This is a genomic window from Rhizorhapis suberifaciens (assembly GCF_014200045.1).
Classification (GTDB): Bacteria; Pseudomonadota; Alphaproteobacteria; order Sphingomonadales; family Sphingomonadaceae; genus Rhizorhapis; species Rhizorhapis suberifaciens.
Genome location: NZ_JACHOV010000003.1, coordinates 223,667 through 247,633 on the forward strand (window position 1 = coordinate 223,667; position 23,967 = coordinate 247,633).

A 23,967-nucleotide genomic window follows, 5' to 3' on the forward strand; every position below is an offset into this window, starting at 1 on the left:
ATGGAGCAGCCTCGACGCTCCAGACAGGATGACCTTTTCAATGGCCACTACAGTCGCCGAGTCCAAGTCGCATCTGATCGCGCGGGCCCTTCAGGCTGCTTTGCACAGCGGCGCTCTTCCAGGCGAAGACGAGGGCTTTGACCAAGAGGCGCTTTCAGAAGCAGCAAGGTTCCTTGCCGATGCCAGTCATATTCGTCCTGCATCGGAGCCGATTATAGCGCTCGATACCCTGGCCAGACGCGACGGCCGGCGGCTGATGCGTTTGGCCGTCATCAATGATGACATGCCCTTCCTGGTCGATTCGGTTGCGGCGACGCTTTCATCCGAGGGGATTGCGATCCATCGGTTGATACATCCGGTGGTGTCGGTCGTCCGCGATGCGCAAGGTACGCTGACCCAAATCCTTCCCCCGGACAGCAGCGGAGCGCGCCGCGAATCCATCATCTATTTCGAGACGGATCGCGCCGACGCAAAGCAACGGCGAGCCCTGGTAGAGCATGTCCGCAACACGCTCGCCCATGTCCGGGCAGCTGTTGCCGACTGGCTGCGCATGCAACAAGCGATGAGCGCCGATGCTGAACGGCTTCATGACGTAGAGGGCGCGGCGCTGCTGCGCTGGTTTCTTGATCGCAATTTTACCCAGCTCGGCCATGAGGTCCGCGCTCGTTCCGGCGAAGCGGAGGGGCAGCTTGGTATTTGCGCGGTGTCGGATGAACCGCTGCTTTCTTCTGCTTCGGTGGAGGCTGCTTTTCACTGGTTCGAGGAGGGTAAGCCCAGTCCGCTGATCATAAAGTCCAATCGCCTGTCGCCCGTCCATCGGCGCGTTCTGATCGATCTCATCATCCTTCCAGTACGCGACGGGCGAGAGATTACCGGACTTTCCATTCACGCCGGCCTGTGGACCAGTGCGGCGCTGAGCGCATCGCCGGAAAAAATCCCGCTGCTTCGCTCTGCCCTGTTCGGCTTGGTGGAGAAATTCGGCTTCGATCCGATGGGTCATGCGGGAAAAGCGCTGGCGCATGCGATGACAGCATTGCCACACGACCTGCTGATCAGTTTCGATCAACAGTCGCTTGAGGAGGTCGTGCTGACCTCCATGTCGCTTTCCGACCGTCCGCGGCCGAAAATGGCGTTGGTACAAAGCCCGCTCGGCCGACACCTGTTCGCTTTCGTTTGGCTGCCACGGGACGATGTATCCACCGGGCGGCGCTCCGCCATAGCCGAAATGCTGGAGCGGGCCGCTAAGGCCCGTTTGCTGAGCTGGTCCATCGCGCTGGAGGAAGGCGGAGTGGCGCTCATTCGCTATGCGCTGGATCTTCGCGAAGGCGGTCAGATGCCCGACGCGGCGCGACTGAACCGTCTGCTCGAAGAAATGGTGCGCGGTTGGGTGCCCGCCGTTGAAAGTGGGTTGGCGGAAATAGGCGAACAAAGCCGTGCGGCCGCGTTGGCGGCGCGCTATGCTTCTGCATTTCCGGACGCTTATCGCGCGGGCGCGGGTCCGGATGAGGCCGCGATTGACATATTGCAGATGCAGGCGCTGGCCGGTCAGGGCAGCCGGGGAGCCCGGCTTTATCGGAACCCCGATGATGCCCCCTCCCGCTTGCGCCTGAAACTGTACAGCCTGGATCCAATTACACTGTCGGATGCCGTTCCGGCTCTTGAGAATTTCGGCTTTCGTGTGGTCGAGGAAATGTCGACGCCGTTAAGCGGGGGAGAGCTGGGCCATGTGCAGAAGTTCGTCCTCGATCTTCCCTTGGGCCGTGAAGCGCCCGATCTCATTGCTCGAAGCGAGACGCTGCAACGGGCCATTATCGGGGTGTTGGAGGGCACTGCGGAGAATGACCGCTTCAACGAACTGCTGATTTCCGCGGCGCTTGAGCCTCGGTCCGTTATTCTGTTCCGCGCGATTTTCCGCTATCTGCGGCAGACGGGCGTTGCTTATGGCCTGTCCACTTTTGTCGACGCGCTGCAACGGGAACAGGGCATCGCACGGGACTTGGTCCGGCTGTTCGAGACCCGGCATGACCCTGCTCAAGCCGGACAGGAAGCAGAGGCAGAAGTCGGCCGGGCGATCGATCTGGCGCTGGAGCGCGTCACCGCAATCGACGAAGACCGTATCCTGCGTCTGACGCGCGCGGTGATCATCGCCACGCTTCGCACCAATTTCTTTGCCCCGGCTGCTGCCGAAGCCATCGCTTTCAAGATGGACAGCGCGATGGTGCCCGGCCTTCCAGCGCCTCTGCCATGGCGCGAAATCTGGGTTTACAGCCCGCGCGTGGAAGGCATCCATTTACGCGCGGGGCCTATTGCGCGCGGCGGACTGCGGTGGTCAGACCGGCGCGACGATTTCCGTACCGAGATACTCGGCCTGATGAAGGCGCAGCGTGTGAAGAATGCCATCATCGTGCCGACCGGCGCGAAGGGGGGCTTCTTTCCCAAGATGCTGCCCGATCTGGCCAAGGATCGTGACGGTTGGCTGGCCGAAGGTACCGAAAGCTATCGCATTTTCATTCGGACGCTGCTGTCGGTCACCGACAATATCGTTGGAGGCAAGGTAGTCCACCCAGAGGCTGTAATGGTTCATGACGGGGAGGATCCCTATTTCGTGGTCGCTGCGGACAAGGGCACGGCTTCTTTTTCCGACGTGGCCAACGCCATTGCGCTGGAGCGGGACTTCTGGCTTGGCGATGCCTTCGCCAGTGGCGGCAGCCAGGGATATGACCATAAGGCAATGGGCATCACAGCAAAGGGCGCCTGGGTCAGCGTACAGCGCCACTTTCTGGAAATGGGAGTCGACGTTCAGAAGGATCGGATACGGGTTTCAGGTTGTGGGGATATGTCGGGAGACGTGTTCGGCAATGGCATGTTGCTCAGCAAAGCCATTAAGCTGGTGGCGGCGTTCGACCACCGCCACATCTTCCTAGATCCCGATCCCAATCCGGCCATGAGCTGGCAGGAACGCAAGCGACTGTTCGATCTGCCAAGGTCAAGCTGGGACGATTATGACCGATCCTTGATATCGGCGGGCGGCGGCGTTTTTCCGCGTAGCCAGAAGATCATCCCCTTGTCGCCGCAGGTCAGAACGCTTCTGGATGTAGCCGATGAACAAATGGAGCCCACGCAGCTGATTTCGGCCCTGTTGAAGGCGCCTGTGGACCTGCTCTGGTTCGGCGGGATCGGCACTTACGTCAAGGCGGCCGCGCAAAACCATGTGGACGTTCGCGACCCGGCCAACGATCGCGTTCGCGTGGATGCCGAACAGCTTCGCGCAAAAGTCGTGGGAGAGGGCGCCAATCTGGGCGTCACTCAAGCAGCGCGGATCGCCTATGGCCTGCGCGGCGGGCGCATCAACGCCGATTTCATCGACAATAGCGCGGGCGTCGATTGTTCCGACAATGAGGTCAATATCAAGATCGCGCTCAATAAGGAGATGCGCGAAGGCAAGCTGAGTTTCGAGGATCGAAACGCATTGCTGGTCTCCATGACGGCGTCCGTGGCTGAAATTGTGCTGGAGGACAATCGCCTCCAGGCACTCGGTCTTTCGATTGCCGAAGCGGGCGGGGCGGCAAACCTGCCATCCTATGTCCGACTCATCGAAATATTTGAAAGCAATGGGCGGCTGGATCGAAAGGTCGAAGGACTTGCGAGCAATGAAGAACTGCTTCGCAGGGTTCAGGAGGGACAAGGCCTGACCCGTCCCGAACTGGCGATCCTGCTTTCAACGGCAAAGCTGGCCCTGCAGGACGCCATAGAGCGGCGCGATCTTTCCGGCGATCCCACAATGGGAAGCGAATTGACGGCATCTTTCCCGCCGGCAATGCAGGCCACACATGCCGAGGCGATACAGACGCATCAACTGCGCCGCGAGATTGTCGCAACGGAGCTCGCCAACCGCATCGTCAATCGGCTGGGCATCATTCATCCATTCGAATTGGCCGAAGAGGAGGGTTGCTCACTCTCCGACCTCTCATCCGCCTTCGTCATTGCAGAGCGCCTGTTCCATGTGCCGTCGCTTTGGAAAGACATTGATGATTGCGCCATGCCCGAAGTGGCCAGACTGGCGCTGTTCGCAGAAATCGCGGGGGCGATGCGCGGCCAAATTGCGGACTTGATCCGCAGCCTCCCGTCAGGAACAATGCCAGGCGAGGGCGTTGCGATGTTGAAATCAGGCGTTGCACGACTTTCCGACCTGGTCGACAAACTGCTGCGCCCTGAAAGCGCACGCAGGGCAGAAGCGATTGCCGCCCATCTGCTCACCCTGGGAGCGCCGGCGGAACTCATTAGCCGATCCGTCGGCCTCTTCAAGCTGGACGGCGCGGTCGGGCTGGCGCTGCTCGCAAGCAAGCTGCAGGTTGAAGAAGCGGAGGTTACCCGCGCCTTCACCCGCATCGGCGAAACACTGGGCATCGATTGGGTGCAATCCACCGCCGCGCGAATGCAACCAACCGACCCGTGGGAACGGCTGCTGGTGGCCGGGATTGCGCGTGATTTACAGCAAATCAGGCTCGAATTCCTGAGCGAAGCCAAGGGCAAGGACGTGGCGGCCCATGTGGATGCCTGGCTACGCGCTCAGGAGAAGCGGGTGGAGCAATACCAAGCCTTGGTGAAACGCGCCCGTGCCGCCCCTACGCCTAATACCGCCATGCTGGCCGAACTCACCGGGCAGGCCCGCGGTCTGTTAGGCAAATAGCGGCGGATCAGGTGTCTGCTCCTCCGGCAACGCCCACTCGATAGGCCGCATGTTTCTGCTTTCCAGAAAGGCGTTGGCCTTTGAAAAATGCCGGCAGCCGAAAAACCCGTTATGTGCCGATAGGGGGGAGGGGTGCGGCGCCTTCAGAACCAAATGCCGGCCGGCATCGACGAAACCCGCCTTGCGCTGCGCATAGCTGCCCCACAGCATGAAGACCACCGGCTCGGTGCGCCGGTTTATCTGGGCGATGACGGCATCGGTGAAGCGCTCCCAGCCCTTGCCCTGATGCGAAGCCGCTTGTCCCATTTCCACGGTCAGCACGCTGTTGAGCAGCAATACGCCTTGGCGCGCCCAATGCTCCAGATGCCCGTGAGCAGGACGCGCGATGCGAAGGTCGCTTTGCAGTTCCTTGTAGATATTGACCAGCGAGGGCGGCGGTCGGACGCCATGTTGAACCGAGAAGCATAATCCATGCGCCTGGCCCGGCCCATGATAAGGATCCTGGCCAAGGATCACGACCCGCACTTCATCCAGCGGCGTCAGATCCAGTGCGCGAAAATACTCGCTGCCTTTGGGAAAGATGCGCTTTCCCTTGGTCTTTTCCTCTGTCAGAAAAGCGCGCAGCGACCGCATATAGGGTTGTTCGAACTCAGCGGCGAGGGGCTCAAGCCAGCTATTGTGGAGTTTAACCTGCGTGCTCATGGGGGATCATCTAAAGCATCGAACGCAAATGTGGGAACAGCTTTTGCGCTTCACCCCAGCAAGCGCATGGTTGCGGCGTCCTTTTCACCGCCGAAAAATCTGGCGAGGCAAGCAGCAAACGGATTGGCAGGTTCTGCCACCGCATCGAACAGCGTCAGACTGGATTTGAGCTTCATGGCGTCGATTTCCCCGAAAATGGCGACAGGGTCGCTTTCAGGGCGTCTATTCACGGCCAGCGTACATTCCCTTAATCGCGGACCCAGCAATGAGTGAGCCAGATAGGCTTTGGCTTCCTCCCGACCGCTGATCGCATATAGTTGCGCCATCGGACTGTGCCCCAGCCCCTCGATCTGCGGGAAAATAAACCACATCCAGTGACTTCTCTTCCGGCCGGCCCTGATCTCAGCCAGAGCATTATGGTAACTGTTCGCCTGGGCCTCAATAAAATGTTGGAACGTCCAGGGGCCCGAAGTGCTCATCGCGATATCCGATAAAGGGATCGACACTCTCCCATAATGCCCCTTGCCAAAATGACAGGTCGAAAGGAAGGCTTACAACGCGCGCGAACCCGCATTGGTGGATAATCTTCCGGGCTGGTGCGGAAGGGCCGATAATCAGAACTTGAAGGCAGTTCCGATATATACGGCTTGACTATCCTGCCGATCATCCGTCAGCGGCGCCAGGCGGTTCATGGGCCCACGGTAGCGGACACCCGCCTTGAGGTCGAGATTGCGGGTCAGGGAATAGGATCCGGCCAAGTCCACCGATATGGCCTCTTCGCCTGCCAGCGTCTGGGGCGATGTCGCGATGGGCCGTTCGCTGTCCAATTGGACACTGGTGCTGAATTTCCGCTTACCGCTCAAGCTGAAGCCATCCGCACCATCAATCTTGCCAGACCCGGTTTCCACGGCAACGGGAGGCAGATCAAGCTTGCCGACAAATTCGGGCGTCGCAAACTTCTTCCAGCCGCGCGATACCCCAAGATTATAGGCGACCGGCGTAATTGAAAGAATGGACGGAATTCCGCGATCCTGAAGGGAGCCATTGGCCCGGACGGCAATAGTGATCGACCGCGTGCCGCTCATTGAGCCGCTGGTCGGTGTAAAGCGGAAACCCCGGCTGGAGTTGAGAGCGGCTTTGGCGTAGTTGGAGACCAGCCGCGGGTCGCCATTCGTTGGCGTGAAGGACCCAATGCCTCCCAACTTGCTCAACGATACATTGGGAGCCTCTTTCGAAGCGCGCATCAAGCCGGCCACTGCGCCGAAAGCTGGCGACAGCGCAAGGGCGGCCACGGCAAAAGCCGCTCCGCTCCAAAGCATATGTCCCCGACGCACGCGCATGAGCGCCATTCCTCCGCTGATTTTGTTTCTTGAGTTGATCTATATCATCTTTCTCCGCCGTTTAGCTAGTCCATGAGTCCGTTTTCCGCGGCTTTGTTGCAATAAACACACAGGCTAAGGACAGCCGTTTCCGCATGGGCGCGCCTGACGGGCTTGCTCAAGCGCCAAGACCAACTATAGAAGCCGGAACAGCTTCAGATCTTCAAGGAAAAGCGCATGCTTCGCCAGTTCACCGCGCCGGCCGTTCGTACCGTTCTCATTCTTGCCGGGCTGGCCGCCCTTTCGGCATGCGGGTCCAAGAATGAACGTCCAGCGGCGGACCTTGCTGCCTCTCGCGTGACGACCATCGGCGTTAACAGCTATTTATGGCGGGCAAGCCTTGAAACCCTGTCTTTCATGCCGTTGCTTCAAACCGATTCCAATGGCGGCGTTATCGTTACTGACTGGTACGCCAATCCGACCGCGCCCAATGAACGGATGAAGCTCACCGTGTCGATCCTTGATCAGGATTTGCGTGCCGATGCACTTCGAGTCGCGGCCAGCCGGCAGCTCAACCAGACGGGGACATGGGTGGACGCCCCGGTGCAAGCCTCGACCGTTCAGAAGATTGAGGAAATCATTTTGTCCAAGGCCCGCGACCTTCGCCGCAGCGCGATTGGCGGCTAAGGCACGCGCCTGGACGGACCCTGTTTTTGGGAGTGACTATGCAAAGGCGCTTCAACCCGCTTGAGGCCGATGCCCGCTGGCAGAATATCTGGGATGAACGGCAGACCTTCCGTGCGTCTGACGATACCGACAAGCCGCGCAGCTATGTGCTGGAGATGTTTCCCTATCCATCCGGCCGGATCCATATCGGCCATGTGCGCAACTATTCCATGGGCGACGTGCTTGCGCGTTTCCGGCGGATGACGGGACATGAAGTGCTGCATCCCATGGGCTGGGATGCTTTTGGCATGCCCGCCGAAAATGCGGCGATGGAAAAGGGCGTGCACCCCGGCAATTGGACGCGCGACAATATCGCGTCGATGCGGGCGCAGCTCAAGAAACTCGGCTTCGCGCTTGATTGGTCGCGTGAACTCGCCACTTGCGAGCCCGATTATTACGGCCATGAACAGGCGCTATTCCTCGATCTTTACGAACATGGGCTCGTCTATCGAAAGGAATCGGCGGTAAATTGGGACCCGGTCGACATGACCGTGCTCGCCAACGAACAGGTGATCGATGGCCGGGGTTGGCGGTCGGGTGCGCTGGTCGAAAAGCGCAAGCTGTCCCAATGGTTCCTGAAGATCACTGACTTCGCCGATGAGTTGCTCGATGGCTTGAAAACGCTCGATCATTGGCCTGAAAAGGTCAAGCTGATGCAGGAAAACTGGATCGGCAAGAGCGTCGGACTGCAGTTTAAATTTGAAATAGAACGCCCCTCGGCTGCCCTTGGGACAAACGGCGTTTCAAAGGATCGGTTCGTGTCGAGCGAAGTTGAGACACTATTGGCGGAAGGTCTCGAAGTCTTCTCCACTCGTCCCGACACCATATTCGGGGCAAGCTTCGCCGCCATAGCCGCCGACCATCCGATCGCGCTCGCGCTGGCGGAAGGCGACCCGCAGCTTGCCGCTTTTGCCCTGGAGTGCCGCCGGTCGGGCACCGCTGCGGCCGAGGTGGAAACTCAGGAGAAGAAGGGCTATGACACCGGTCTTTCCGTAGTCCATCCCTTCAATCCCGAATGGAAGCTGCCGCTCTTTGTCGCCAATTTCGTCCTGATGGACTATGGCACGGGCGCAGTTATGGGCGTGCCTGCACACGACCAGCGCGACCTCGACTTCGCCCGCAAATATATGTTGCCGGTGGAGCGCGTCGTTGCGGCAAGCGGCGACGAAGCCAAGCCTATCCACGACGAGGCCTATACCGGTCCCGGCAAGCTGGTGAACTCCGACTTCATCAACGACATGGATGTCGAGGCCGCCAAGCAAGCGGTGATTGCCCGCGCCGAAGCAGAGGGCTGGGGGCAGGGGACCACCGTGTGGCGGCTGCGCGACTGGGGCGTTTCGCGCCAGCGCTATTGGGGCACACCCATTCCAATCATCCATTGCGAGGATTGCGGCCCGGTGGCGGTGCCAAAGGACCAGCTACCCGTCAAACTGCCCGAAGATGTCAGTTTCGACATTCCCGGCAATCCGCTTGACCGCCACGCCATGTGGAAGCATGTCGCTTGCCCCACATGCGGTAAGGAAGCGCGGCGGGAAACCGACACGCTCGACACGTTCGTCGATTCAAGCTGGTATTTCATCCGCTTTGCCAGCCAGCCCGGCGACAAGGCTTTCGATCGCGAAACCGTCGAGAAATGGATGCCGGTCGGTCAATATATCGGCGGCGTGGAGCACGCGATCCTTCACTTACTCTATGCCCGCTTCTGGACCCGCGCCCTGAAGCGCATTGGTAAGCTGGATGTAGCGGAGCCTTTCACCGGCCTGTTCACCCAGGGCATGGTGACACACGAAACCTATAAGGCTCCTGACGGCCGCTGGCTCGCTCCCAACGAAGTGGAGAAGCGCGACGATCAGGTGATTATCATTGAAACCGGCGAAGCGGCGACTCTGGGACGCGTCGAGAAGATGTCCAAGTCGAAGAAGAACGTCGTCGACCCGGACGAGATCATCCAGCAATATGGCGCGGATGCGGTGCGCTGGTTCATGCTCAGCGACAGTCCGCCTGAACGCGACCTGCCCTGGACGGAGTCAGGCATTGACGGCGCATGGCGCTTCGTCAATCGCCTTTGGCGGCTGTTCGGTCAGATAGATAAAACCGCCACCGGCGAAGACAAGGCGCTCGACCGCAAGCTGCATCAGACCATTGATGGCGTGGCCAAAGACATAGAGGCGCTTTCGTTCAACAAGGCGGTGGCAAAAATCTACGAGCTTGCCAACGCGGTGGAAAAGGCGGCGCCATCGGTATCGCGTACTTGCGCCATCCGCACGCTCGCTCTGCTGGTCGCGCCCATGATTCCGCACCTGGCCGAAGAGGCATGGGCCGACATGGGGGGGCAAGGCCTGATTGCCGACGCTGCCTGGCCTGCCGTCAATCCCGCCTTGCTCGTCGACGATGAAGTCACCGTTGCCGTTCAGGTTCAGGGCAAGCTTCGCGACATTCTGACCGTCGCCAAAGGCACGCCCAAGGATGAACTGGAGCGTCTAGCGCTCGCTTCCGTCAAGATTGTCCGCACACTGGACGGGGCGACGCCCAAGAAAGTGATTGTCGTGCCCGACCGTTTGGTCAATCTAGTGATATGAAGCTCCTAGCGCCTCTCCTGCTCATGACGGCCGCCCTTTCGGGCTGCGGTTTGCGCCCCCTTTATTCCGGCGGCAGTCAAGGAGCGGTGGCCCAAACCCTTCGTGATATTGAGGTAGCACCGGTCGAGGGCAAGGCGGGTTGGCTGGTGCGCAATGCGATTAACGACCGTTTGGCGGCAGCCGACGGCTCCGCCCCGCGCTATCGGCTCGTGATCAAGCTGGACGACGATATTGAAGGTTTCGGCGTCCGCGCCGACGATACCGTGACTCGTGAGCGGCGAACCCTCCGCGCCCGCTATCAATTGGTCGAGATCGGCCGCGATGCCGTTGTGCTCGACGCCACGGCCGGATCGGATGCCGGCATCGACGTGACCAGTTCTGAATATGCAACGATCGCAGCGGAAAACACCGCGCTTGAGCGGCTGGCTCAAACCGTGGCCGATCAGATCATATCCCGGCTAGCGCTCTATGCGACGCGCAGCGCCGACGGCCAGTGAAGGCCAATAAGGGGCAGATCGAACGCGCGCTCGACGCGCCGCCGCCCGACATTCGCCTGTTCCTGTTATACGGGCCGGACGATTCCGGCGGTCAAGCGCTCGTACGCCGCCTGGAAGGGGCCATGGGTTCAGAAGCCGAGCGCATTGACCTGGATGCGGCAACGCTGAAATCTGACCCCGCCCGATTGGCCGACGAGGCTGCCTCCCTCTCCCTGTTCGGCGAGGCACGATGGATTCGCCTGACCCTCACTAACGATGACACGCTTCCTGCTATACAGGGTCTGCTGGAGGCTGAGCAGGCAGGCAACCCTGTCGTTGCTTTGGGCGGCGCGCTCAAGAACACGTCAAAAATCCTGAAGCTGGCGCTCGATCACAAGGCCGCGATGGCCTGCGCAAGCTATGTGCCGGAGGGACGGGACGCGGAAAATCTCGCGGCCGCCATTGCGCGCGAAAAGGGACTTCGGCTCGCCTCCGATCTTGCAAGGCGCATCGCAGAATTGACCGGCGGCGATCGCACGCTGATGGCGATAGAGATCGAAAAGCTCTGCCTGTACCTGGATGCCGACCCGGAACGGCCGGTTGATGCCACGCACGAGGCTGTGGATGCACTCGCGGCCCAGGCTCCTGAAGAGGATATCGCCGCACTCGTCAATGCGGTGATGGGAGGGGATGTCCCTACCCTTCTGCGCGAATTGCGCCTCCTTGTGCAGCTGGGAACCAGCGAAGGCAGCATGCTTTGGCCCCTGCTGCGCCGGGCCCATTTGCTCGCCGCAATACGGGCCGAGTTCGACCAGAACGGCAATCTGGATGGGGCCATGGCGTCAGCGGGCAAAGCCGTTTTCTGGAAGGACAAGGCGGCGGTGCAAAGCCAGGTGCGGCTATGGACCGCGCAAGGCATTGCCCGGGTCATTCATCGCCTGGCGGAGGCCGAACGGCTTTCACGTTCCAGCCTCAATGCAGGACCAATATTGGTGGAACATGAACTTCTGGTCATAGCCAGGCAGGCGGCAAAAGGGCGGTAAGCGATCTGCTGGGGCACCAAGTTACAGGTGACGCTTGTCCGGGCGTAAAATCCCGTTTGTCCTTGGCCCTGCACCCGTATATCATCCGTCAGGACAGGGCAGGCGCCGCCATCACCCGGCGGCTCGACATGGAGGGTTCGACCCATCGCCACAGCTGCCTTTATCAACGCCATCGGTACGGCCGTTCCGGGTCATGACATTCACCAGCCATTTCTCGCCTGGGCAGAAGCGCGGTTGGCGAGCGATACCGAACGTATGCTGTTCCGGCGCATGGCGCGGCGCTCGGGGATTTCGCACCGCTGGTCGATATTGCCAAAGCCCGGCGGAACCGGATCGCCGATCGATCCCGGCGGATTCTATGCTGGCGATCCCTTTCCACCCACTTCGGCACGAATGAATCTTTACGGCCGTGCCGCGCCGGAATTGGCGATACAGGCCGTCCAAAACCTTCCGGAGCCTGTCGGCGGCATCACCCATTTGGTGGTGGCAAGCTGTACCGGCTTTGTTGCGCCCGGCGTGGACCAGATTATCGCGCGTCAACTGGGGCTTTCGGCTTCGGTCGAACGGTTACTGGTCGGCTATATGGGCTGCTATGCCGCCGTCGCAGCATTGCGTTCCGCCCGGCACATCGTTCGCTCCGATCCGGAAGCGCAGGTGCTGGTTATCTGCGTCGAACTGTCCAGCCTGCACCTGCAGCCTTATGAAAGCCTGGAAACGCTTCTGGCGGCATTGCAGTTCGGCGATGGGGCAGCCGCGGCACTGGTGACATCGGAGCCACGGGGCTTCCGGATCGACGCGCCCTTCGCGCTGACCCTGCCTGACAGCGGCGAACTCATTCAATGGCATATCGGCGATCAAGGATTTTCCATGTATCTTTCCGGGGAAGTGCCGGGCCGGATTGCGGCGTCTCTGGCGACACCGGAGATTCGCAGTGTGATATGCCCCTTTGGCGCTGCCGAAGAGGAAGGTTGGGCCGTGCATGCGGGAGGGCGATCCATCCTGGACGCAGTCGCCCATGGCCTAGAATTGAACGATCATGCATTGGACGACAGCCGGGCGGTGCTCGACGCGTTCGGGAATATGTCCTCGGCAACGCTGATGTTCGTCCTTGCCCGAATGTTGGAGGGCGAGCCGCCGGAATCGGGCGTCGCCCTCGCCTTCGGTCCCGGCCTCGCGGCTGAGGGCTTTCGATTTTCCCGGCCATGAGGCAAATTCAGGCAGAGGAACAGATGGACGCGCCGGACCTGCCGGAAAGCGTCTATGCCAAGGTACTGGCGGGACTGGGGCGGGTCAATGCCGCCACCTTGGCCGCCCGGCCCACGTTGAATTTTCTGAAGCGCACCGTTCGGAAGGGCGAACCTTTCCGGCTTCTTGACGTCGGTTTCGGCGATGGCGGCATGTTGCGCAGCATCCATCGCTGGAGCAGAAGGCGGGGTTACGATCATGAATTGGTCGGGATCGACCTCAACTTACGCAGCGAGGCGGTGGCGCGGGCGCGGCATCCGAAAGACGCACCGATTTCCTACCGAACCGGAGACTATGCCGATCTTGCAAATGAACATTGGGATTTCATCATCAGCAGCCTTGTCACTCACCATATGGACGATGAGCAGCGGCACGCCTTTTTGCTGTTCATGGAAGGCCACGCCGCCCGAGGATGGTTTGTGAACGACCTTCATCGGCACGCCTTTTCTTATTATGGATTCCCGCTGCTCGCCCGGCTGCTAGCGGTGCACCGCATCGTACGGCAAGATGGGCAGCTTAGCATCGCCCGGTCCTTCGAGCCAGGCGAATGGGCGTTAATCCTGGACAAGGCGGGTCTCGGCGAGGTGACCAAAATCCGCCGCTACTTCCCGTTCCGCCTATGCGTCGAACGAATCCGCTGATCATCGGCGGCGGGCCGGCGGGAGCCGCCGCCGCGCTCCACCTGCTGCGTTTCGGGGCGGAACCAACCATCATTGAGCGGCAGGTAGACACTGGCGACGCGCTTTGCGGCGGGTTCCTGAGCTGGCGGACCCTGGAACAGCTGGCGGCGCTGGGAATCGGACAAGACGAGCTCGGCGGCCATGCCGTCACCACGCTTCGCTTGTTCGTGGGCAAGAGACCGTATGAAATTCCACTGCCAGCCCGCGCAATGGGCCTGTCTCGTCGGCGGCTGGACCGCCTGTTGCTGGCAACGGCAGAGCAAATGGGTGCTGTCGTCTGGCGCGGCATAGCCGTGCAAAGCTTCGGTCCCGATGGCGTCCGGCTCGACAATGGCGGACAGCTGGCGAGCGATAGCCTGTTCCTTGCTACCGGAAAGTATGATTTGCGCGGGCTTCAACGTCCGCGCCTGGCGGCAGGCGAAGATCCCATGCTTGGTTTGCGTGTCAGGCTGCCGCCATTGGAGGAGCGAACCAGGCTGATCGGCGGCCACATCGAAATCCATCTGTTCGAAGGCGGCTATTTGGGTCTGGTGCTTCAGGAGGATGGATCGGCCAACGCCTGCATGGCCGTCCGAAAGAGCGTAGTTGCGAAGACGCAAGGACAACCGGCAACGCTCTTCATGAACTTGGCTGATAGCCGTCCGGCCCTCGCCGACCGCCTCGCCGGACTTATCGCCACTACGCCCGTCGATTCCGTAGCGCACATCCCCTATGGATGGCGCGCGCGCAATGGGATGTCAGGATTGTTCCGACTGGGCGACCAAGCTGGCGTCATTGCGTCGCTTGCTGGAGAGGGTATCGGACTGGCACTGGCGAGCGCCGAGTCTTCGGTGCGCTGTTGGGGGAATGGAGGAGGGGCTGCGGCTCCCATCTATCAGCGCGCCTTTTCCCAAAAGTTGCGCCGGCCATTGGCCATTGCCGGGTTGATTTCTGATCTGGCAGACAAGCCGCCTTTGGGACGGATCGCTGCCGAAATACTAAGCCGCGTACCGGCACTGAGCGACCTCATTTCCCAAGCGAGCAGGGTATGGTCCGCTCCACAAACATATTGATCCGCCGGCCGACGGGGCCCATATTCCGCCGCATGGAAAAAAAGATCCTCTCCGAAGCCGAATGGAAGGCCCGCCTTACCCCCGAACAATATCATGTCCTGCGGGAGGCAGGGACTGAGCGGCCGTTTACCGGCGAGTACAACAGCAACAAGGCGGATGGGCGCTATTTCTGCGCCGGGTGCGGTGCAGAGTTGTTCGACAGTCATGAAAAATATGACAGCGGTTCCGGTTGGCCAAGCTTCACCGCCCCGGTCGATCAGGAAGCGGTAAGCGAGCATGTGGATGTCAGCCATGGAATGCGCCGGGTGGAGGTCCGCTGTGCCTCTTGCGAAGGGCATCTGGGTCATGTTTTTCCTGACGGACCTGGCGAAACAGGCATGCGTTATTGCATGAACAGCGCCTCGCTGGACTTCAAACCTCGCGACGATAACGCATAGAGTTCGTCGAAAATCCCCTCCATTCATGCCTGGTACAGCCGCAAAGCGCTTGTAGGCTAAATGGATAGCGCGTAGTCGGGCAGCAATGGCTAAATCCAACGAGACAGGATCACGGGGACGGGTGCGCCACTTTTCCAAGCGCATTTTCCACATAGCATTGTTCGGCGGCATCGCGGGCATAGTCGCGCTGGTGGTGGCGGTGGCCGTCGCCATGTCCTCACTACCCAGCTATGAGGCGATGAAATCATCTCCCAATGGGCAGATGATCCGCGTACATGCGTCCGATGGCTCCGTGATCGTGTCCCTTGGACCCAGTTTCGGAAAATGGCTGCCCTATGACCATATCCCCAAGATCATGGTCGACGCCATGGTCTCGGTCGAGGACAAGCGCTATTACATGCATCCCGGTGTCGATCCCATCGGCCTGACCCGCGCAACCTGGCTGGCGCTTGAAAATCGCGGTACCGGCCGCCGCATGCAGGGTGCCTCCACCATTACGCAGCAGGTCGCTCGCAACATCTTCCTCAACAACAGCTACAGCTTCGGCCGCAAATTGAGGGAAATGGTGCTGGCGCTGGCGCTGGAATGGAAATTTTCCAAGCAGCAGATCCTGGAGCTGTATCTCAACAAGGTCTATTTCGGCGGTGGCGCTTATGGGATCGATGCGGCCAGCCGCAAGTTTTTCGGCCATCCGGGCACCGAGCTGAGCCTGGGAGAAGCCGCCATCATTGCCGGTCTGGTAAAGGCCCCGTCGCGCTATTCCCCCACGGCAGACGCTGAGGCCGCCGTTGGAAGAGCTGGCGTAGTGCTTGACGTCATGGAGGAGAATGGCGCCATCACAGCGACCCAGGCCGCGGAAGCCAGGCCCGAAGACGTGACCATGGCGCCGGAAGCGCCGCAGAACAGCGTACGTTACTTTACCGACTGGGCATTGCCACAATTGGACATGCTGGTGGACGAACAGACAGAACCGCTGGAGGTGTGGACCACCATCGATCTTCGTATGCAGCGTGCCGCCGCCAATGCGCTGAAGGCGAACGTCCCTTCAGGTGCGCAGGGCGCGCTGGTATCGCTCGACCGCGATGGCGCAGTCCGCGCTATGGTGGGCGGCCTCGACTATGTCAGCTCCAACTATAATCGCGCGACCCAGGCAGTGCGACAGCCGGGATCCGCATTCAAGCTGTTCGTTTATCTGGCCGCGCTGGAGGCAGGCTTCACTCCCGATACAGCGGTGGTGGATGAACCGGTGGACATCAACGGCTGGCAACCACGGAACAGCTCGCGCAATTACAACGGCCAGATCGACGTGCGTACCGCCTTTGCCTATTCGATAAACACGATCGCCGCCAAGATGGGCGTCGACGTCGGCTTTCCCGCCATTGCCGACATGGCGCGGCGGTTCGGCATAACGACGCCGATCAACACCCATCCTTCCATGGTGCTGGGCACCTCAGACGTGCGCCTGATCGACATGACCCGCGCCTTCGCCTCCGTCGGCCGCAAGGGTGTGGCCGTCGTCCCCTATGGCATCACCAAGGTGACGACGGCCGAGGGCGACGTGCTGTATGAGCACCAGGACGATACCAGCCGCGTGCTGGTTGCTCCCTGGGTAGCGGCGGGAATGACCGACCTGCTGCAGACGGCGGTCAACACCGGCACGGGCCGTTCGGCCCAGATCGGCCGCCCTGTCGCAGGCAAGACGGGAACGACCAGCAGCAACAAGGATGGCTGGTTCCTGGGGTTTTCAAGTGGAATCACGACCGGGGTTTGGATGGGCAAGGATAATGCCCATGCGGTCGGCGGCCTTCAGGGTGGCCGCGCGCCGGCTCAGGCCTTTGCCCAATATATGAAGATAGCCGTGGCTCGCCGTCCGGTTGAGGAATTCGATACGCAACTGACGCTGCCAGAATGGCAGCTTGAGCCGGATGACGAGGCTTATTTTGGTGCTCCGGACAATGGCATGTACGTCGATGAGAACGGCATGCCCCTGGAAACCGAACCGGGTGCGGGAAGCGAAGAGGCTGTCCCCGAAGACCCCGCGCCACCCACATCGGCTCCTCAGCGCCTGGACCAGGGATGGATTGACGAAGTATTGGGCCGGGAGAACCGCAGGCCCGGCAACAGCACGCCGCCGCCCCGAGCGAATGCGCAACGGCAAGGTTCGACAGGAACCGCAACGCCGCCTCAATAAGCCCCGGGCTTCCCAAGGGTCCCTTTATAAGAAATCCGGAGCTCTACGAAGGCGGTGCCAGACCGTGATCGCCGGGCCAGTCTAAATGTCTCTTGACCTTAACATGGTGTCAGGTCCTACACGCGGCGGCGTTGCCAAGGGAACGGTAGGATGAAGCACGGGCTAGATGACCATTAATTCCGCAGAAGGAGTTCGTCTGAAATGCGATCGATTTTGTCTCTGTCCGCAGCAACGGTCGCGCTGATCCCCGCCCCGCCGGTTGTTGGACAAGGCATGGATATGCCGATGCACCATCCTATGCCCGCGCCGAAGCCGGAAAAAGCTGCGTCCCAGTCCAAGAAAACTGCTTCGCCGGTTAAGAAGGCGGCGCGGACACGAAAATCGGCGACCGCGGCCAAACCAACCCCGCCCCTGCAAGTCATGCGGTCGACGGATCATTCGCCGCCGGGTCACGAACAGCATGGGCCGCCTGCAGAGTCGGCCAGTCCTTCCGCGCGGCCCGCTGGCGATGCGGTCACTGGCCACGAGATGCCCGCCACGCCCGCGATGAATCATGTGATGCCTGTACCAGATGCCCCGTCAATGGAGCACAAGGCCATGGGCGATGAGATGGCCCACGTGATGACCGGTGCCCTCGGTCCCTATCCGATGAACCGCGAGGCTTCAGGAACGGCATGGCAACCCGACACGTCCGAACATTCCGGGGTTCAAGTCATGGCGGGTAACTGGATGGTGATGGGGCATGCCGTGCTGAACGGCGTATATTCATGGCAAGGGGGGCCGCGTGGCGGCCACAAGACATTTGCCTCGGGCATGGTAATGGGCATGGCGAAACGCGACTTCGCCAATGGCAACGCTCTCCAGCTGCGCGCAATGCTCAGCCCGGATCCGCTGATGGGCAAAAGCGGCTATCCACTCCACCTCGCCTCGGGCGAGACGGCAGACGGGGAAACGCCACTTGTCGACCGTCAGCATCCCCACGATCTCTTCATGGAGCTTTCGGCGAGCTACAGTCAGCGCCTCTCCGGTCAAGACAGTATGTTCCTTTACGCAGGCCTGCCGGGCGAGCCAGCCTTCGGTCCTCCGGCCTTCATGCACCGCATGTCGATCATGGACAGTCCCGAGGCGCCCATCAGTCATCACTGGCTGGATTCAACGCATATCACTTTCGGCGTGGTCACTGTCGGATTCATTCACAATGCTATGAAGATCGAGGCTTCGCGTTTCCATGGCCGCGAGCCTGACCAGCACCGCTACGACATCGAGACGGGGCCGCTGGATTCGACGGCAGTGCGGTTGTCATGGAACCCCGCGTCAGAACTCTCGCTGCAGGCAAGCTGGGCACATCTAAAAAGCCCGGAACAGCTCGAACCCGATGAGAATCAGACGCGCTGGTCGGCGAGCGCCATCTACACGATGCGCATTGCGGCCGAGGGGCTGTGGTCGACGACGCTCGCTTGGGGAAGGCGAACCAGCGGCCATGAGAATCTGGATGCCTGGGTGCTTGAGAGCGCGGTAAAGCTGAAGCACTGGACGGTTTTCGGACGGGCCGAGCGAACGCAAAATAATGAGCTGGTGTCAGCGGGTGGCCACCACGGCCCCACTTATGACGTCGGCAAGCTCTCCTTGGGAGCCGTGCGCGACTTCCAGGTCGCGGACCATGTGAAATTTGGCGTCGGCGGCCTATACGCCTTTAATCTCGTGCCCTCTGCCCTTGAAGAGGCCTATGACGGTGCTCCCAAGGGAGCAATGGGGTTTTTCAGGCTCAAGATTGAGTAGCGAGGCGGTTGAGCATGGCATTGAGCCTATCCATACGCCTCATCGCGCTTGTGGCCTGTGGGGGACACCGGCTGCCGCTCGCAAAAAACATCATCCCGAAGAAACTGCTACGGTCGCTGCGCCAGTTCCACGGAGAACGCTCACCCGAATCGCCCGAACAAGCCAAACGGCCCGCTACCGATTCGGTGCGGGCCGTTTTGCAATGCAACCGCAGTCGGTGAAAGCTGGTCGGCGCGATTACTTGATCTTGGCTTCCTTGAACTCGACATGCTTCCGCACGACGGGATCATATTTACGGAAGGTCAGCTTTTCCGTCAAATTGCGCGGATTCTTCTTTGTAACATAGAAGAAGCCGGTGTCGGCGGTGCTCACAAGGCGGATCTTGACGGTGGCTGGCTTGGCCATGGCCCATTCCCTTTAAAAACAAACGGTCGAAAGACACAAAAAAATAAAAGCGGCCACGGTGCCGCTCCATTCAGGCTGCGCCAATGGGGGAATCGGGCAGGATTGTCAAGGGAGGACGCTCCCCGGACCATCCTGAACCGATGGCCGCGGATAAGAGGTCGTTAACCATTAAGGGTGCATTATTCACGCACGGGGACCTTTGAAAGGAGCATGGGCATGAACAGGAATGCCATGGTGCTGGTACGTTCCGATCTGCTTGACCGCATTGATGCGTTGGCATCGCAATCAAGCCATTTGAAATTAGCCCAGCTATGTGAGCAGGTAGACGCCATCCGCCACATCGCCCGAGTTTATGGATTGGGACCGGTCGAACAGATGGCGAGTACGCTTGAATCCGCTCTCGCCTTTGACGGGCACGGCGCCATGATCCTGTCCTACCTCGATCTGATGCGCGACGCAGTGGGATGTGAGGCTGTCGGGCCACACGTCAACGCTGCATATATGGGCGCCATGTCTTTGCGCATGGGCGTCTAAGGAGCCAATCTGTTCATGGACGCGCTGCTTATCGCTTTGCTGGCCAGCGCGTTCGCTGAAATGGGCGACAAGACGCAGTTGCTGGCGCTGCTGCTGGCGGTCCGGTTCAGGAGCGATGGCGCTGTGCTGGCGGGGATCGCCCTCGCAACCATCCTCAATTGTGCACTTTCTGCGGCTGGCGGCTGGCTGATCTCCGGTTTGATCGGCAGCAATGCGCGCACCTTGTTCTTCGGCTTGCCCTTCCTGTTCGCCGGCGTAGGCATGCTCCTCCCCCTAAAACCACCCGAGGACGCGAAGGGATGGCGAATTGGGCCATTTTTCACTGCATTCCTGACAATGTTCATCCTCGAATTCGGCGACAAGTCGCAATTCATCACCGCTGGTGTGGCAGTGCACACGGCCGATCCGCTGATGGCGGCCGCAGGCGCCAGTACGGGGATTTTCCTAGCCTTGTCGCCTGTGGTGCTGATGCGGAAGCAATTCTTCCTCGACGTGCCTTTGGGACTCATCCGTCGCGTGGCGGCCGTCTTGTTTCTGCTCATCGGAGTAATTCTAGCTCTGAAGGCGTTCGAGCTCCTGTAATCGCTCTTGTCGATCAGTCTCGCCAAATTAGTCGTTTTGCAAAATCTTCCTGCATGCGGCACTTTTAAGCATCAAATCCGTTGAAGGCGCGTAATCGCGGGCACAACGCAGGAGGAATCATGTCCATAGAAGAACTCCAGACGCCAACCGATCTCAGGAGCAATGCTACGAGGACCGTGGCCGAGGCGCTGAACGGCATTCTTGCCGACAGCTATGCGCTGTACCTGAAGACCAAGAACTTCCACTGGCATGTATCGGGCCCGCATTTTCGCGACTATCACCTCATGTTGGATGATCAGGCGACCCAAATTCTCGCCACCACCGATCTCATTGCCGAACGCGTCCGCAAGACGGGCAATATGACCTTACGATCGATTGGCGACATCGCACGCCGGCAGACGACCAAGGACAATGACGCTGAATATGTGTCGCCGGACGACATGCTGGCGGAATTGCGCGAAGATAATTTGAAGCTGGTGGAATCCCTGCGTGCGGCCAAGGACGCCGCTTCGGAAGCCCGCGATAACGCTACCGACAGCCTGATCGATGACTGGACCGATCAGGCCGAAGAACGCGCCTGGTTCCTGTTTGAGGCAAGCCGCAAAGGATAAGCAGCCCCAATAGGGCGAGGTCACAAGCGCCTCGCCGGGTTTAGGCAGCTCAAACTCTTCTAAAGAGCTCAGCGATAGAAAATGTGATTATCGATGGCCGCCATGCGGGTGCGATTCCAGCCGGGCGACACGCGCCGAGCGTGGAAATAGAGCGCGCCTTCGACTTCGCTGTCCCAGCTATTGTTAAGCGCTATCTGTGCGATTGCGACAGCTTCGCGCCAGGACTGGCTGGTGGTTTTCGCTTGCGGCATACGGCCGTCTTTCACGAAGGAAAACTGGCTCGGCTGCTGGACGACTCCGCAAAGATCGGAGGGAAAGTGACCGGACTTGGCACGGTTTATGACCACGCGTGCCACGGCAAGCTGGCCTGCGAGCGATTCGCCCTTGGATTCGAAATAGACGGCGCCTGCCAGGCACTGCATGTCCGAACTTAGATTTTCGGGAATGACCTGCTCTTCGACCAGTTCCGCCAAAGTGGAGGCGGATGATGGAACGGCAGCTTCGTTCGCGCTGCGCGGCGTCACGGTAACGGAGCCGTCGGCATTGTGAACGATAGAAACGGAATTTTCGGTCGCGGACGATGCGGCCGGATTGACCTCGGCGACCGAAAGGGCGCGGCTCGAAACAGCTATAGCACTTGCAGTATCGTTAGTACCGGATGCGAGTGAGGGATCTGTTGCGGTAAATGTGGCAACAGCGGATAGGGCGACCGCCACCGTATAGGCGGCCTTCAGACGGAAACTCATAGGTCCACTTGTTCATGCGGTTGGTCGACCATTGAACGCCAAGAATAAAAACTATGCGACCCGCTGGCGTTCGGTCGCCCCCCGTCTGCGTGTTTGCCGATCCCTGTCCCCCTGGACCATGTACGGCAACCTGCGCGTTGAGCTGAAGGGCTCTTCCTTCGGCTGACCTATGGAGTCAATGCTTAGCAGATTATTTCAGCGGCGAACCGTTCCGGTTGCGGGATATCAAGCTCTATAATCCAGATATCGGGGTCCGTTTTGACCCGCCGCTCTAAATATGGGGGGGATTCGGCGGAAAAAGCCTCCACGTTCGGCCCACAGCGCACCAGCCGATACCCGCCCTCATAATCGGGCATGCGTTCGAACAGCCCCAGAGCCTCACCTTTTTCCATGCAGAGAAGCAGGATAGTGCCCGCCACTTCGTCGCCTTTGCGCATGATTGTAGCGAAACCTCCGTCCTGCCCGGCGCGGCGGACAAGCGCGCTGGCGAGCATCCGGCTGGTCAGCCGTTCACGCATGCGGCGGCTGGATATAGCCCGGTAGGGAGGAAAGCGGAATGTGGGACCGCATGAAGGTTCCGGTTCCGCGGGCTACTTCTTCGCCGTCGGAATCAACCAACCGCGCATCAGCGACATAGACCCGCCTCTTGCCGCTGATCCACCGACCCTCCGCCACGACCGGTCCTCGCAACAGCGGCTTGGTGAACAATAGGTTGAAAGCAGTGGTAAGCAGGAAACGGTCACTGACAAGGCTGTTCGCCGCGTAAAAGGCCGCATCGTCCAGCATCTTGAAATAGCTGGTGCCATGTACGGCCCCGGCGGCGTGATAGAATTGCTCGTCCAGCATGAAATCGATCCGGCTGACCCCGGATTCGACAATTGTCAGTTGCGACTGAAAAAGCTGATTGATCGGCGCGGACGAATACAGGCGCTCAAGTGCGCGAAAGTGGGCCGTCTGGCCGCTGTCGGGCACACTGGCAGCGGCCCCCGCGGCGGTTTTGAGGTCAGGCCGCGTCACGCGCCTCATTGCCGCCAAGCAAGGCAAACAACGCCTCGTCCGATCCAACACCCCGTAGCCTGGCCAAATGCCGTTCATCGCGCAGGTAACGCGAAACGCGAGCCAAAGCCTTCAAATGCTCGGCCCCGCTGTCCACGGGAGAAAGAAGGGCAAAAATCACGTCTACCGGCACCCCATCGACCGCATCGAACGCAATCGGTTCTTCCAACAGCACCACAACGCCACACATTTGCGTGAGCTGGTCCAACTTGGCATGCGGAATGGCGACACCGCCGCCGAAACCCGTCGATCCCAACCGTTCGCGTTCCATCAGCCGTTCATAGACGGCCTGTTCGTCAAGATCATAGGCCACGGCCGCGATTTCCGACAGACGCTGAAAAAGCTGTTTCTTGTTACTTACTGTCAAGCCACTGTTCAGCGCTTGCGGCTCAAGAATATCATCAAAATGGGACATAAAGAACTCTGGACCCGGCCGGCGAACCGAAAACGGCCGAGCTGGGATAAATGTTTCGCCTTAAATCCAAGGCCCGGCCACTTATCGGCTGGGCGGTGGAAGGTCAACCGTTTCTGGGTTCCACCCACCCAATGGTCCCGTCGTGACGACGGTACACCATATTGTAATTGCTTGTTCCGCTGTTGAGGAACAACAGCGCATTGGTATTACGCAGGTCGAGCATCATGACCGCATCCGATACACTGGTTTCGGGAATGTCCACGCGCGTTTCAGCAACGATCAGCGGAGCATCGGGCGCTTCCTCATCCTCATGCCCTCCATGGAAGATCGTGTAGGCTGCTCCGTCCACGACCTCACCGTTGACCCGCGCGACTTCGGCCTTACCATGCTTGTCCTTCAGCCGCCGCATGTAGCGCCGCAGTTGCTTTTCGATCCGATCCGCCGCCTGTTCAAAGGCGAGATGTGCATCTTGTGCTTCACCGGCCCCTTTCAGCACAAGGCCCTGCATCACGTGGCAAATGATGTCGCAGCAAAAGCCCTTGTGGGGCGCTAATCCGAACGTCACCTGTGCCGATATTGTACGCGAAAAGAATTTCTCGGCCATGGTTTGCAATCGATCGATCACGTGGATCCTGAGAGCCTCACCCGTGTCGACCTGATGCCCGGAAACACGAATATCCATCGTTTCTTCTCCTTCAG

23 protein-coding genes are annotated in these 23,967 nt (G+C 60.0%); 14 read left to right on the forward strand and 9 right to left on the reverse strand.

The features are described from left to right. The first annotated feature begins 40 nt into the window (after window positions 1-40). The gene (locus HNQ99_RS05270; RefSeq protein WP_184474585.1) at window positions 41-4,690 is read left to right on the forward strand and encodes an NAD-glutamate dehydrogenase; all 4,650 of its coding nucleotides are present in this window, start codon (window positions 41-43) and stop codon (window positions 4,688-4,690) included. Here HNQ99_RS05270 and ung read toward each other — a convergent pair. From ung to HNQ99_RS05285, 3 genes are all read right to left on the reverse strand, one after another. Beyond that, complete coding sequence (gene ung, locus HNQ99_RS05275) at window positions 4,679-5,392, reverse strand: uracil-DNA glycosylase (RefSeq protein WP_184474586.1); 714 nt, start codon at window positions 5,390-5,392, stop codon at window positions 4,679-4,681. The two genes, HNQ99_RS05270 and ung, sit on opposite strands and share 12 nt — an antisense overlap. Before the next feature lie 50 nt (window positions 5,393-5,442). Beyond that, the gene (locus HNQ99_RS05280) at window positions 5,443-5,871 is read right to left on the reverse strand and encodes a DUF1810 domain-containing protein (RefSeq protein WP_184474587.1); all 429 of its coding nucleotides are present in this window, start codon (window positions 5,869-5,871) and stop codon (window positions 5,443-5,445) included. Between the two features lie 135 nt (window positions 5,872-6,006). Continuing rightward, a complete protein-coding gene (locus tag HNQ99_RS05285) occupies window positions 6,007-6,732 on the reverse strand; it encodes a hypothetical protein (protein ID WP_184474588.1) in 726 nt (241 codons plus the stop codon). Between the two features lie 216 nt (window positions 6,733-6,948). Here HNQ99_RS05285 and HNQ99_RS05290 point away from each other — a divergent pair, with 216 nt between their 5' ends. The 10 genes from HNQ99_RS05290 to HNQ99_RS05335 all read left to right on the forward strand — a co-directional run bounded on the left by HNQ99_RS05290 (window position 6,949) and on the right by HNQ99_RS05335 (window position 18,919). Further along, window positions 6,949-7,398 (forward strand): DUF3576 domain-containing protein, encoded by a 450-nt coding sequence (locus tag HNQ99_RS05290; protein ID WP_184474589.1) that lies wholly within the window; start codon window positions 6,949-6,951, stop codon window positions 7,396-7,398. Between the two features lie 38 nt (window positions 7,399-7,436). Further along, entirely contained in the window at window positions 7,437-10,016 is a 2,580-nt protein-coding gene (leuS, locus tag HNQ99_RS05295; protein ID WP_184474590.1) for a leucine--tRNA ligase, read from the forward strand. Further along, entirely contained in the window at window positions 10,013-10,513 is a 501-nt protein-coding gene (gene lptE / locus HNQ99_RS05300) for an LPS assembly lipoprotein LptE (RefSeq protein WP_184474591.1), read from the forward strand. Before leuS ends, lptE begins: the two co-directional genes overlap by 4 nt. Then, window positions 10,510-11,535, forward strand: coding sequence for a DNA polymerase III subunit delta (gene holA, locus HNQ99_RS05305; RefSeq protein WP_184474592.1), 1,026 nt, complete (start codon window positions 10,510-10,512; stop codon window positions 11,533-11,535). Before lptE ends, holA begins: the two co-directional genes overlap by 4 nt. 144 nt (window positions 11,536-11,679) lie before the next feature. Next, window positions 11,680-12,741 carry a type III polyketide synthase gene (locus HNQ99_RS05310; protein ID WP_184474724.1) on the forward strand — a complete coding sequence of 354 codons (1,062 nt, stop codon included), beginning with the start codon at window positions 11,680-11,682 and terminating at the stop codon, window positions 12,739-12,741. Further along, on the forward strand, window positions 12,738-13,421 hold the full coding sequence (locus HNQ99_RS05315; protein WP_184474593.1) for a methyltransferase domain-containing protein: 684 nt from the start codon (window positions 12,738-12,740) through the stop codon (window positions 13,419-13,421). Before HNQ99_RS05310 ends, HNQ99_RS05315 begins: the two co-directional genes overlap by 4 nt. Continuing rightward, the gene (locus HNQ99_RS05320; protein WP_184474594.1) at window positions 13,400-14,512 is read left to right on the forward strand and encodes an NAD(P)/FAD-dependent oxidoreductase; all 1,113 of its coding nucleotides are present in this window, start codon (window positions 13,400-13,402) and stop codon (window positions 14,510-14,512) included. The genes HNQ99_RS05315 and HNQ99_RS05320 overlap by 22 nt, the downstream gene beginning before the upstream one ends. Window positions 14,513-14,544: 32 nt before the next feature. Beyond that, window positions 14,545-14,949 (forward strand): peptide-methionine (R)-S-oxide reductase MsrB, encoded by a 405-nt coding sequence (gene msrB, locus HNQ99_RS05325; protein WP_184474725.1) that lies wholly within the window; start codon window positions 14,545-14,547, stop codon window positions 14,947-14,949. An 85-nt stretch (window positions 14,950-15,034) separates the two neighbouring features. Then, window positions 15,035-17,140 (forward strand): transglycosylase domain-containing protein, encoded by a 2,106-nt coding sequence (locus HNQ99_RS05330; protein ID WP_184474595.1) that lies wholly within the window; start codon window positions 15,035-15,037, stop codon window positions 17,138-17,140. Between the two features lie 201 nt (window positions 17,141-17,341). Then, entirely contained in the window at window positions 17,342-18,919 is a 1,578-nt protein-coding gene (locus tag HNQ99_RS05335; protein WP_184474596.1) for a hypothetical protein, read from the forward strand. Window positions 18,920-19,156: 237 nt separating this feature from the next. On the opposite strand, the gene rpmG is transcribed toward HNQ99_RS05335, so the two are convergent. Continuing rightward, window positions 19,157-19,324: a 50S ribosomal protein L33 gene (rpmG, locus tag HNQ99_RS05340; protein ID WP_184474597.1), complete on the reverse strand. Its 168-nt coding sequence runs from the start codon at window positions 19,322-19,324 to the stop codon at window positions 19,157-19,159. 216 nt (window positions 19,325-19,540) lie between these two features. Here rpmG and HNQ99_RS05345 point away from each other — a divergent pair, with 216 nt between their 5' ends. The 3 genes from HNQ99_RS05345 to HNQ99_RS05355 all read left to right on the forward strand — a co-directional run bounded on the left by HNQ99_RS05345 (window position 19,541) and on the right by HNQ99_RS05355 (window position 21,051). Next, window positions 19,541-19,858 carry a hypothetical protein gene (locus HNQ99_RS05345; RefSeq protein ID WP_184474598.1) on the forward strand — a complete coding sequence of 106 codons (318 nt, stop codon included), beginning with the start codon at window positions 19,541-19,543 and terminating at the stop codon, window positions 19,856-19,858. Window positions 19,859-19,873: 15 nt separating this feature from the next. Then, window positions 19,874-20,440, forward strand: a complete 567-nt coding sequence (locus HNQ99_RS05350; RefSeq protein WP_184474599.1) for a TMEM165/GDT1 family protein — start codon at window positions 19,874-19,876, stop codon at window positions 20,438-20,440. Window positions 20,441-20,559: 119 nt separating this feature from the next. Further along, a complete protein-coding gene (locus HNQ99_RS05355; protein WP_184474600.1) occupies window positions 20,560-21,051 on the forward strand; it encodes a Dps family protein in 492 nt (163 codons plus the stop codon). Window positions 21,052-21,119: 68 nt separating this feature from the next. Here the strand turns inward: HNQ99_RS05355 and HNQ99_RS05360 are convergent, their stop codons facing one another. From HNQ99_RS05360 to hpf, 5 genes are all read right to left on the reverse strand, one after another. Further along, window positions 21,120-21,797: a cell wall hydrolase gene (locus tag HNQ99_RS05360; RefSeq protein WP_184474601.1), complete on the reverse strand. Its 678-nt coding sequence runs from the start codon at window positions 21,795-21,797 to the stop codon at window positions 21,120-21,122. 182 nt (window positions 21,798-21,979) lie between these two features. Continuing rightward, window positions 21,980-22,315, reverse strand: coding sequence for a DUF1491 family protein (locus HNQ99_RS05365; RefSeq protein ID WP_246414541.1), 336 nt, complete (start codon window positions 22,313-22,315; stop codon window positions 21,980-21,982). Next, complete coding sequence (locus HNQ99_RS05370) at window positions 22,308-22,823, reverse strand: PaaI family thioesterase (RefSeq protein WP_184474602.1); 516 nt, start codon at window positions 22,821-22,823, stop codon at window positions 22,308-22,310. Before HNQ99_RS05370 ends, HNQ99_RS05365 begins: the two co-directional genes overlap by 8 nt. Next, window positions 22,801-23,268: a PTS sugar transporter subunit IIA gene (locus tag HNQ99_RS05375; RefSeq protein WP_184474603.1), complete on the reverse strand. Its 468-nt coding sequence runs from the start codon at window positions 23,266-23,268 to the stop codon at window positions 22,801-22,803. Before HNQ99_RS05375 ends, HNQ99_RS05370 begins: the two co-directional genes overlap by 23 nt. A 103-nt stretch (window positions 23,269-23,371) precedes the next feature. Continuing rightward, window positions 23,372-23,950 carry a ribosome hibernation-promoting factor, HPF/YfiA family gene (gene hpf, locus HNQ99_RS05380; RefSeq protein WP_184474604.1) on the reverse strand — a complete coding sequence of 193 codons (579 nt, stop codon included), beginning with the start codon at window positions 23,948-23,950 and terminating at the stop codon, window positions 23,372-23,374. Window positions 23,951-23,967 lie beyond the last annotated feature (17 nt).

Excerpts from the sequence above, each read along its gene's own strand:
- HNQ99_RS05270 (WP_184474585.1), top strand. The coding sequence starts at position 41 with ATGGCCACTACAGTCGCCGAGTCCAAGTCGCATCTGATCGCGCGGGCC.
- ung (WP_184474586.1), bottom strand. The coding sequence starts at position 5,392 with ATGAGCACGCAGGTTAAACTCCACAATAGCTGGCTTGAGCCCCTCGCC.
- HNQ99_RS05280 (WP_184474587.1), bottom strand. The coding sequence starts at position 5,871 with ATGAGCACTTCGGGCCCCTGGACGTTCCAACATTTTATTGAGGCCCAG.
- HNQ99_RS05285 (WP_184474588.1), bottom strand. The coding sequence starts at position 6,732 with ATGCGCGTGCGTCGGGGACATATGCTTTGGAGCGGAGCGGCTTTTGCC.
- HNQ99_RS05290 (WP_184474589.1), top strand. The coding sequence starts at position 6,949 with ATGCTTCGCCAGTTCACCGCGCCGGCCGTTCGTACCGTTCTCATTCTT.
- leuS (WP_184474590.1), top strand. The coding sequence starts at position 7,437 with ATGCAAAGGCGCTTCAACCCGCTTGAGGCCGATGCCCGCTGGCAGAAT.
- lptE (WP_184474591.1), top strand. The coding sequence starts at position 10,013 with ATGAAGCTCCTAGCGCCTCTCCTGCTCATGACGGCCGCCCTTTCGGGC.
- HNQ99_RS05315 (WP_184474593.1), top strand. The coding sequence starts at position 12,738 with ATGAGGCAAATTCAGGCAGAGGAACAGATGGACGCGCCGGACCTGCCG.
- HNQ99_RS05320 (WP_184474594.1), top strand. The coding sequence starts at position 13,400 with ATGCGTCGAACGAATCCGCTGATCATCGGCGGCGGGCCGGCGGGAGCC.
- msrB (WP_184474725.1), top strand. The coding sequence starts at position 14,545 with ATGGAAAAAAAGATCCTCTCCGAAGCCGAATGGAAGGCCCGCCTTACC.
- HNQ99_RS05330 (WP_184474595.1), top strand. The coding sequence starts at position 15,035 with ATGGCTAAATCCAACGAGACAGGATCACGGGGACGGGTGCGCCACTTT.
- HNQ99_RS05335 (WP_184474596.1), top strand. The coding sequence starts at position 17,342 with ATGCGATCGATTTTGTCTCTGTCCGCAGCAACGGTCGCGCTGATCCCC.
- rpmG (WP_184474597.1), bottom strand. The coding sequence starts at position 19,324 with ATGGCCAAGCCAGCCACCGTCAAGATCCGCCTTGTGAGCACCGCCGAC.
- HNQ99_RS05345 (WP_184474598.1), top strand. The coding sequence starts at position 19,541 with ATGAACAGGAATGCCATGGTGCTGGTACGTTCCGATCTGCTTGACCGC.
- HNQ99_RS05350 (WP_184474599.1), top strand. The coding sequence starts at position 19,874 with ATGGACGCGCTGCTTATCGCTTTGCTGGCCAGCGCGTTCGCTGAAATG.
- HNQ99_RS05355 (WP_184474600.1), top strand. The coding sequence starts at position 20,560 with ATGTCCATAGAAGAACTCCAGACGCCAACCGATCTCAGGAGCAATGCT.
- HNQ99_RS05360 (WP_184474601.1), bottom strand. The coding sequence starts at position 21,797 with ATGAGTTTCCGTCTGAAGGCCGCCTATACGGTGGCGGTCGCCCTATCC.
- HNQ99_RS05365 (WP_246414541.1), bottom strand. The coding sequence starts at position 22,315 with ATGCGTGAACGGCTGACCAGCCGGATGCTCGCCAGCGCGCTTGTCCGC.
- HNQ99_RS05370 (WP_184474602.1), bottom strand. The coding sequence starts at position 22,823 with ATGAGGCGCGTGACGCGGCCTGACCTCAAAACCGCCGCGGGGGCCGCT.
- HNQ99_RS05375 (WP_184474603.1), bottom strand. The coding sequence starts at position 23,268 with ATGTCCCATTTTGATGATATTCTTGAGCCGCAAGCGCTGAACAGTGGC.
- hpf (WP_184474604.1), bottom strand. The coding sequence starts at position 23,950 with ATGGATATTCGTGTTTCCGGGCATCAGGTCGACACGGGTGAGGCTCTC.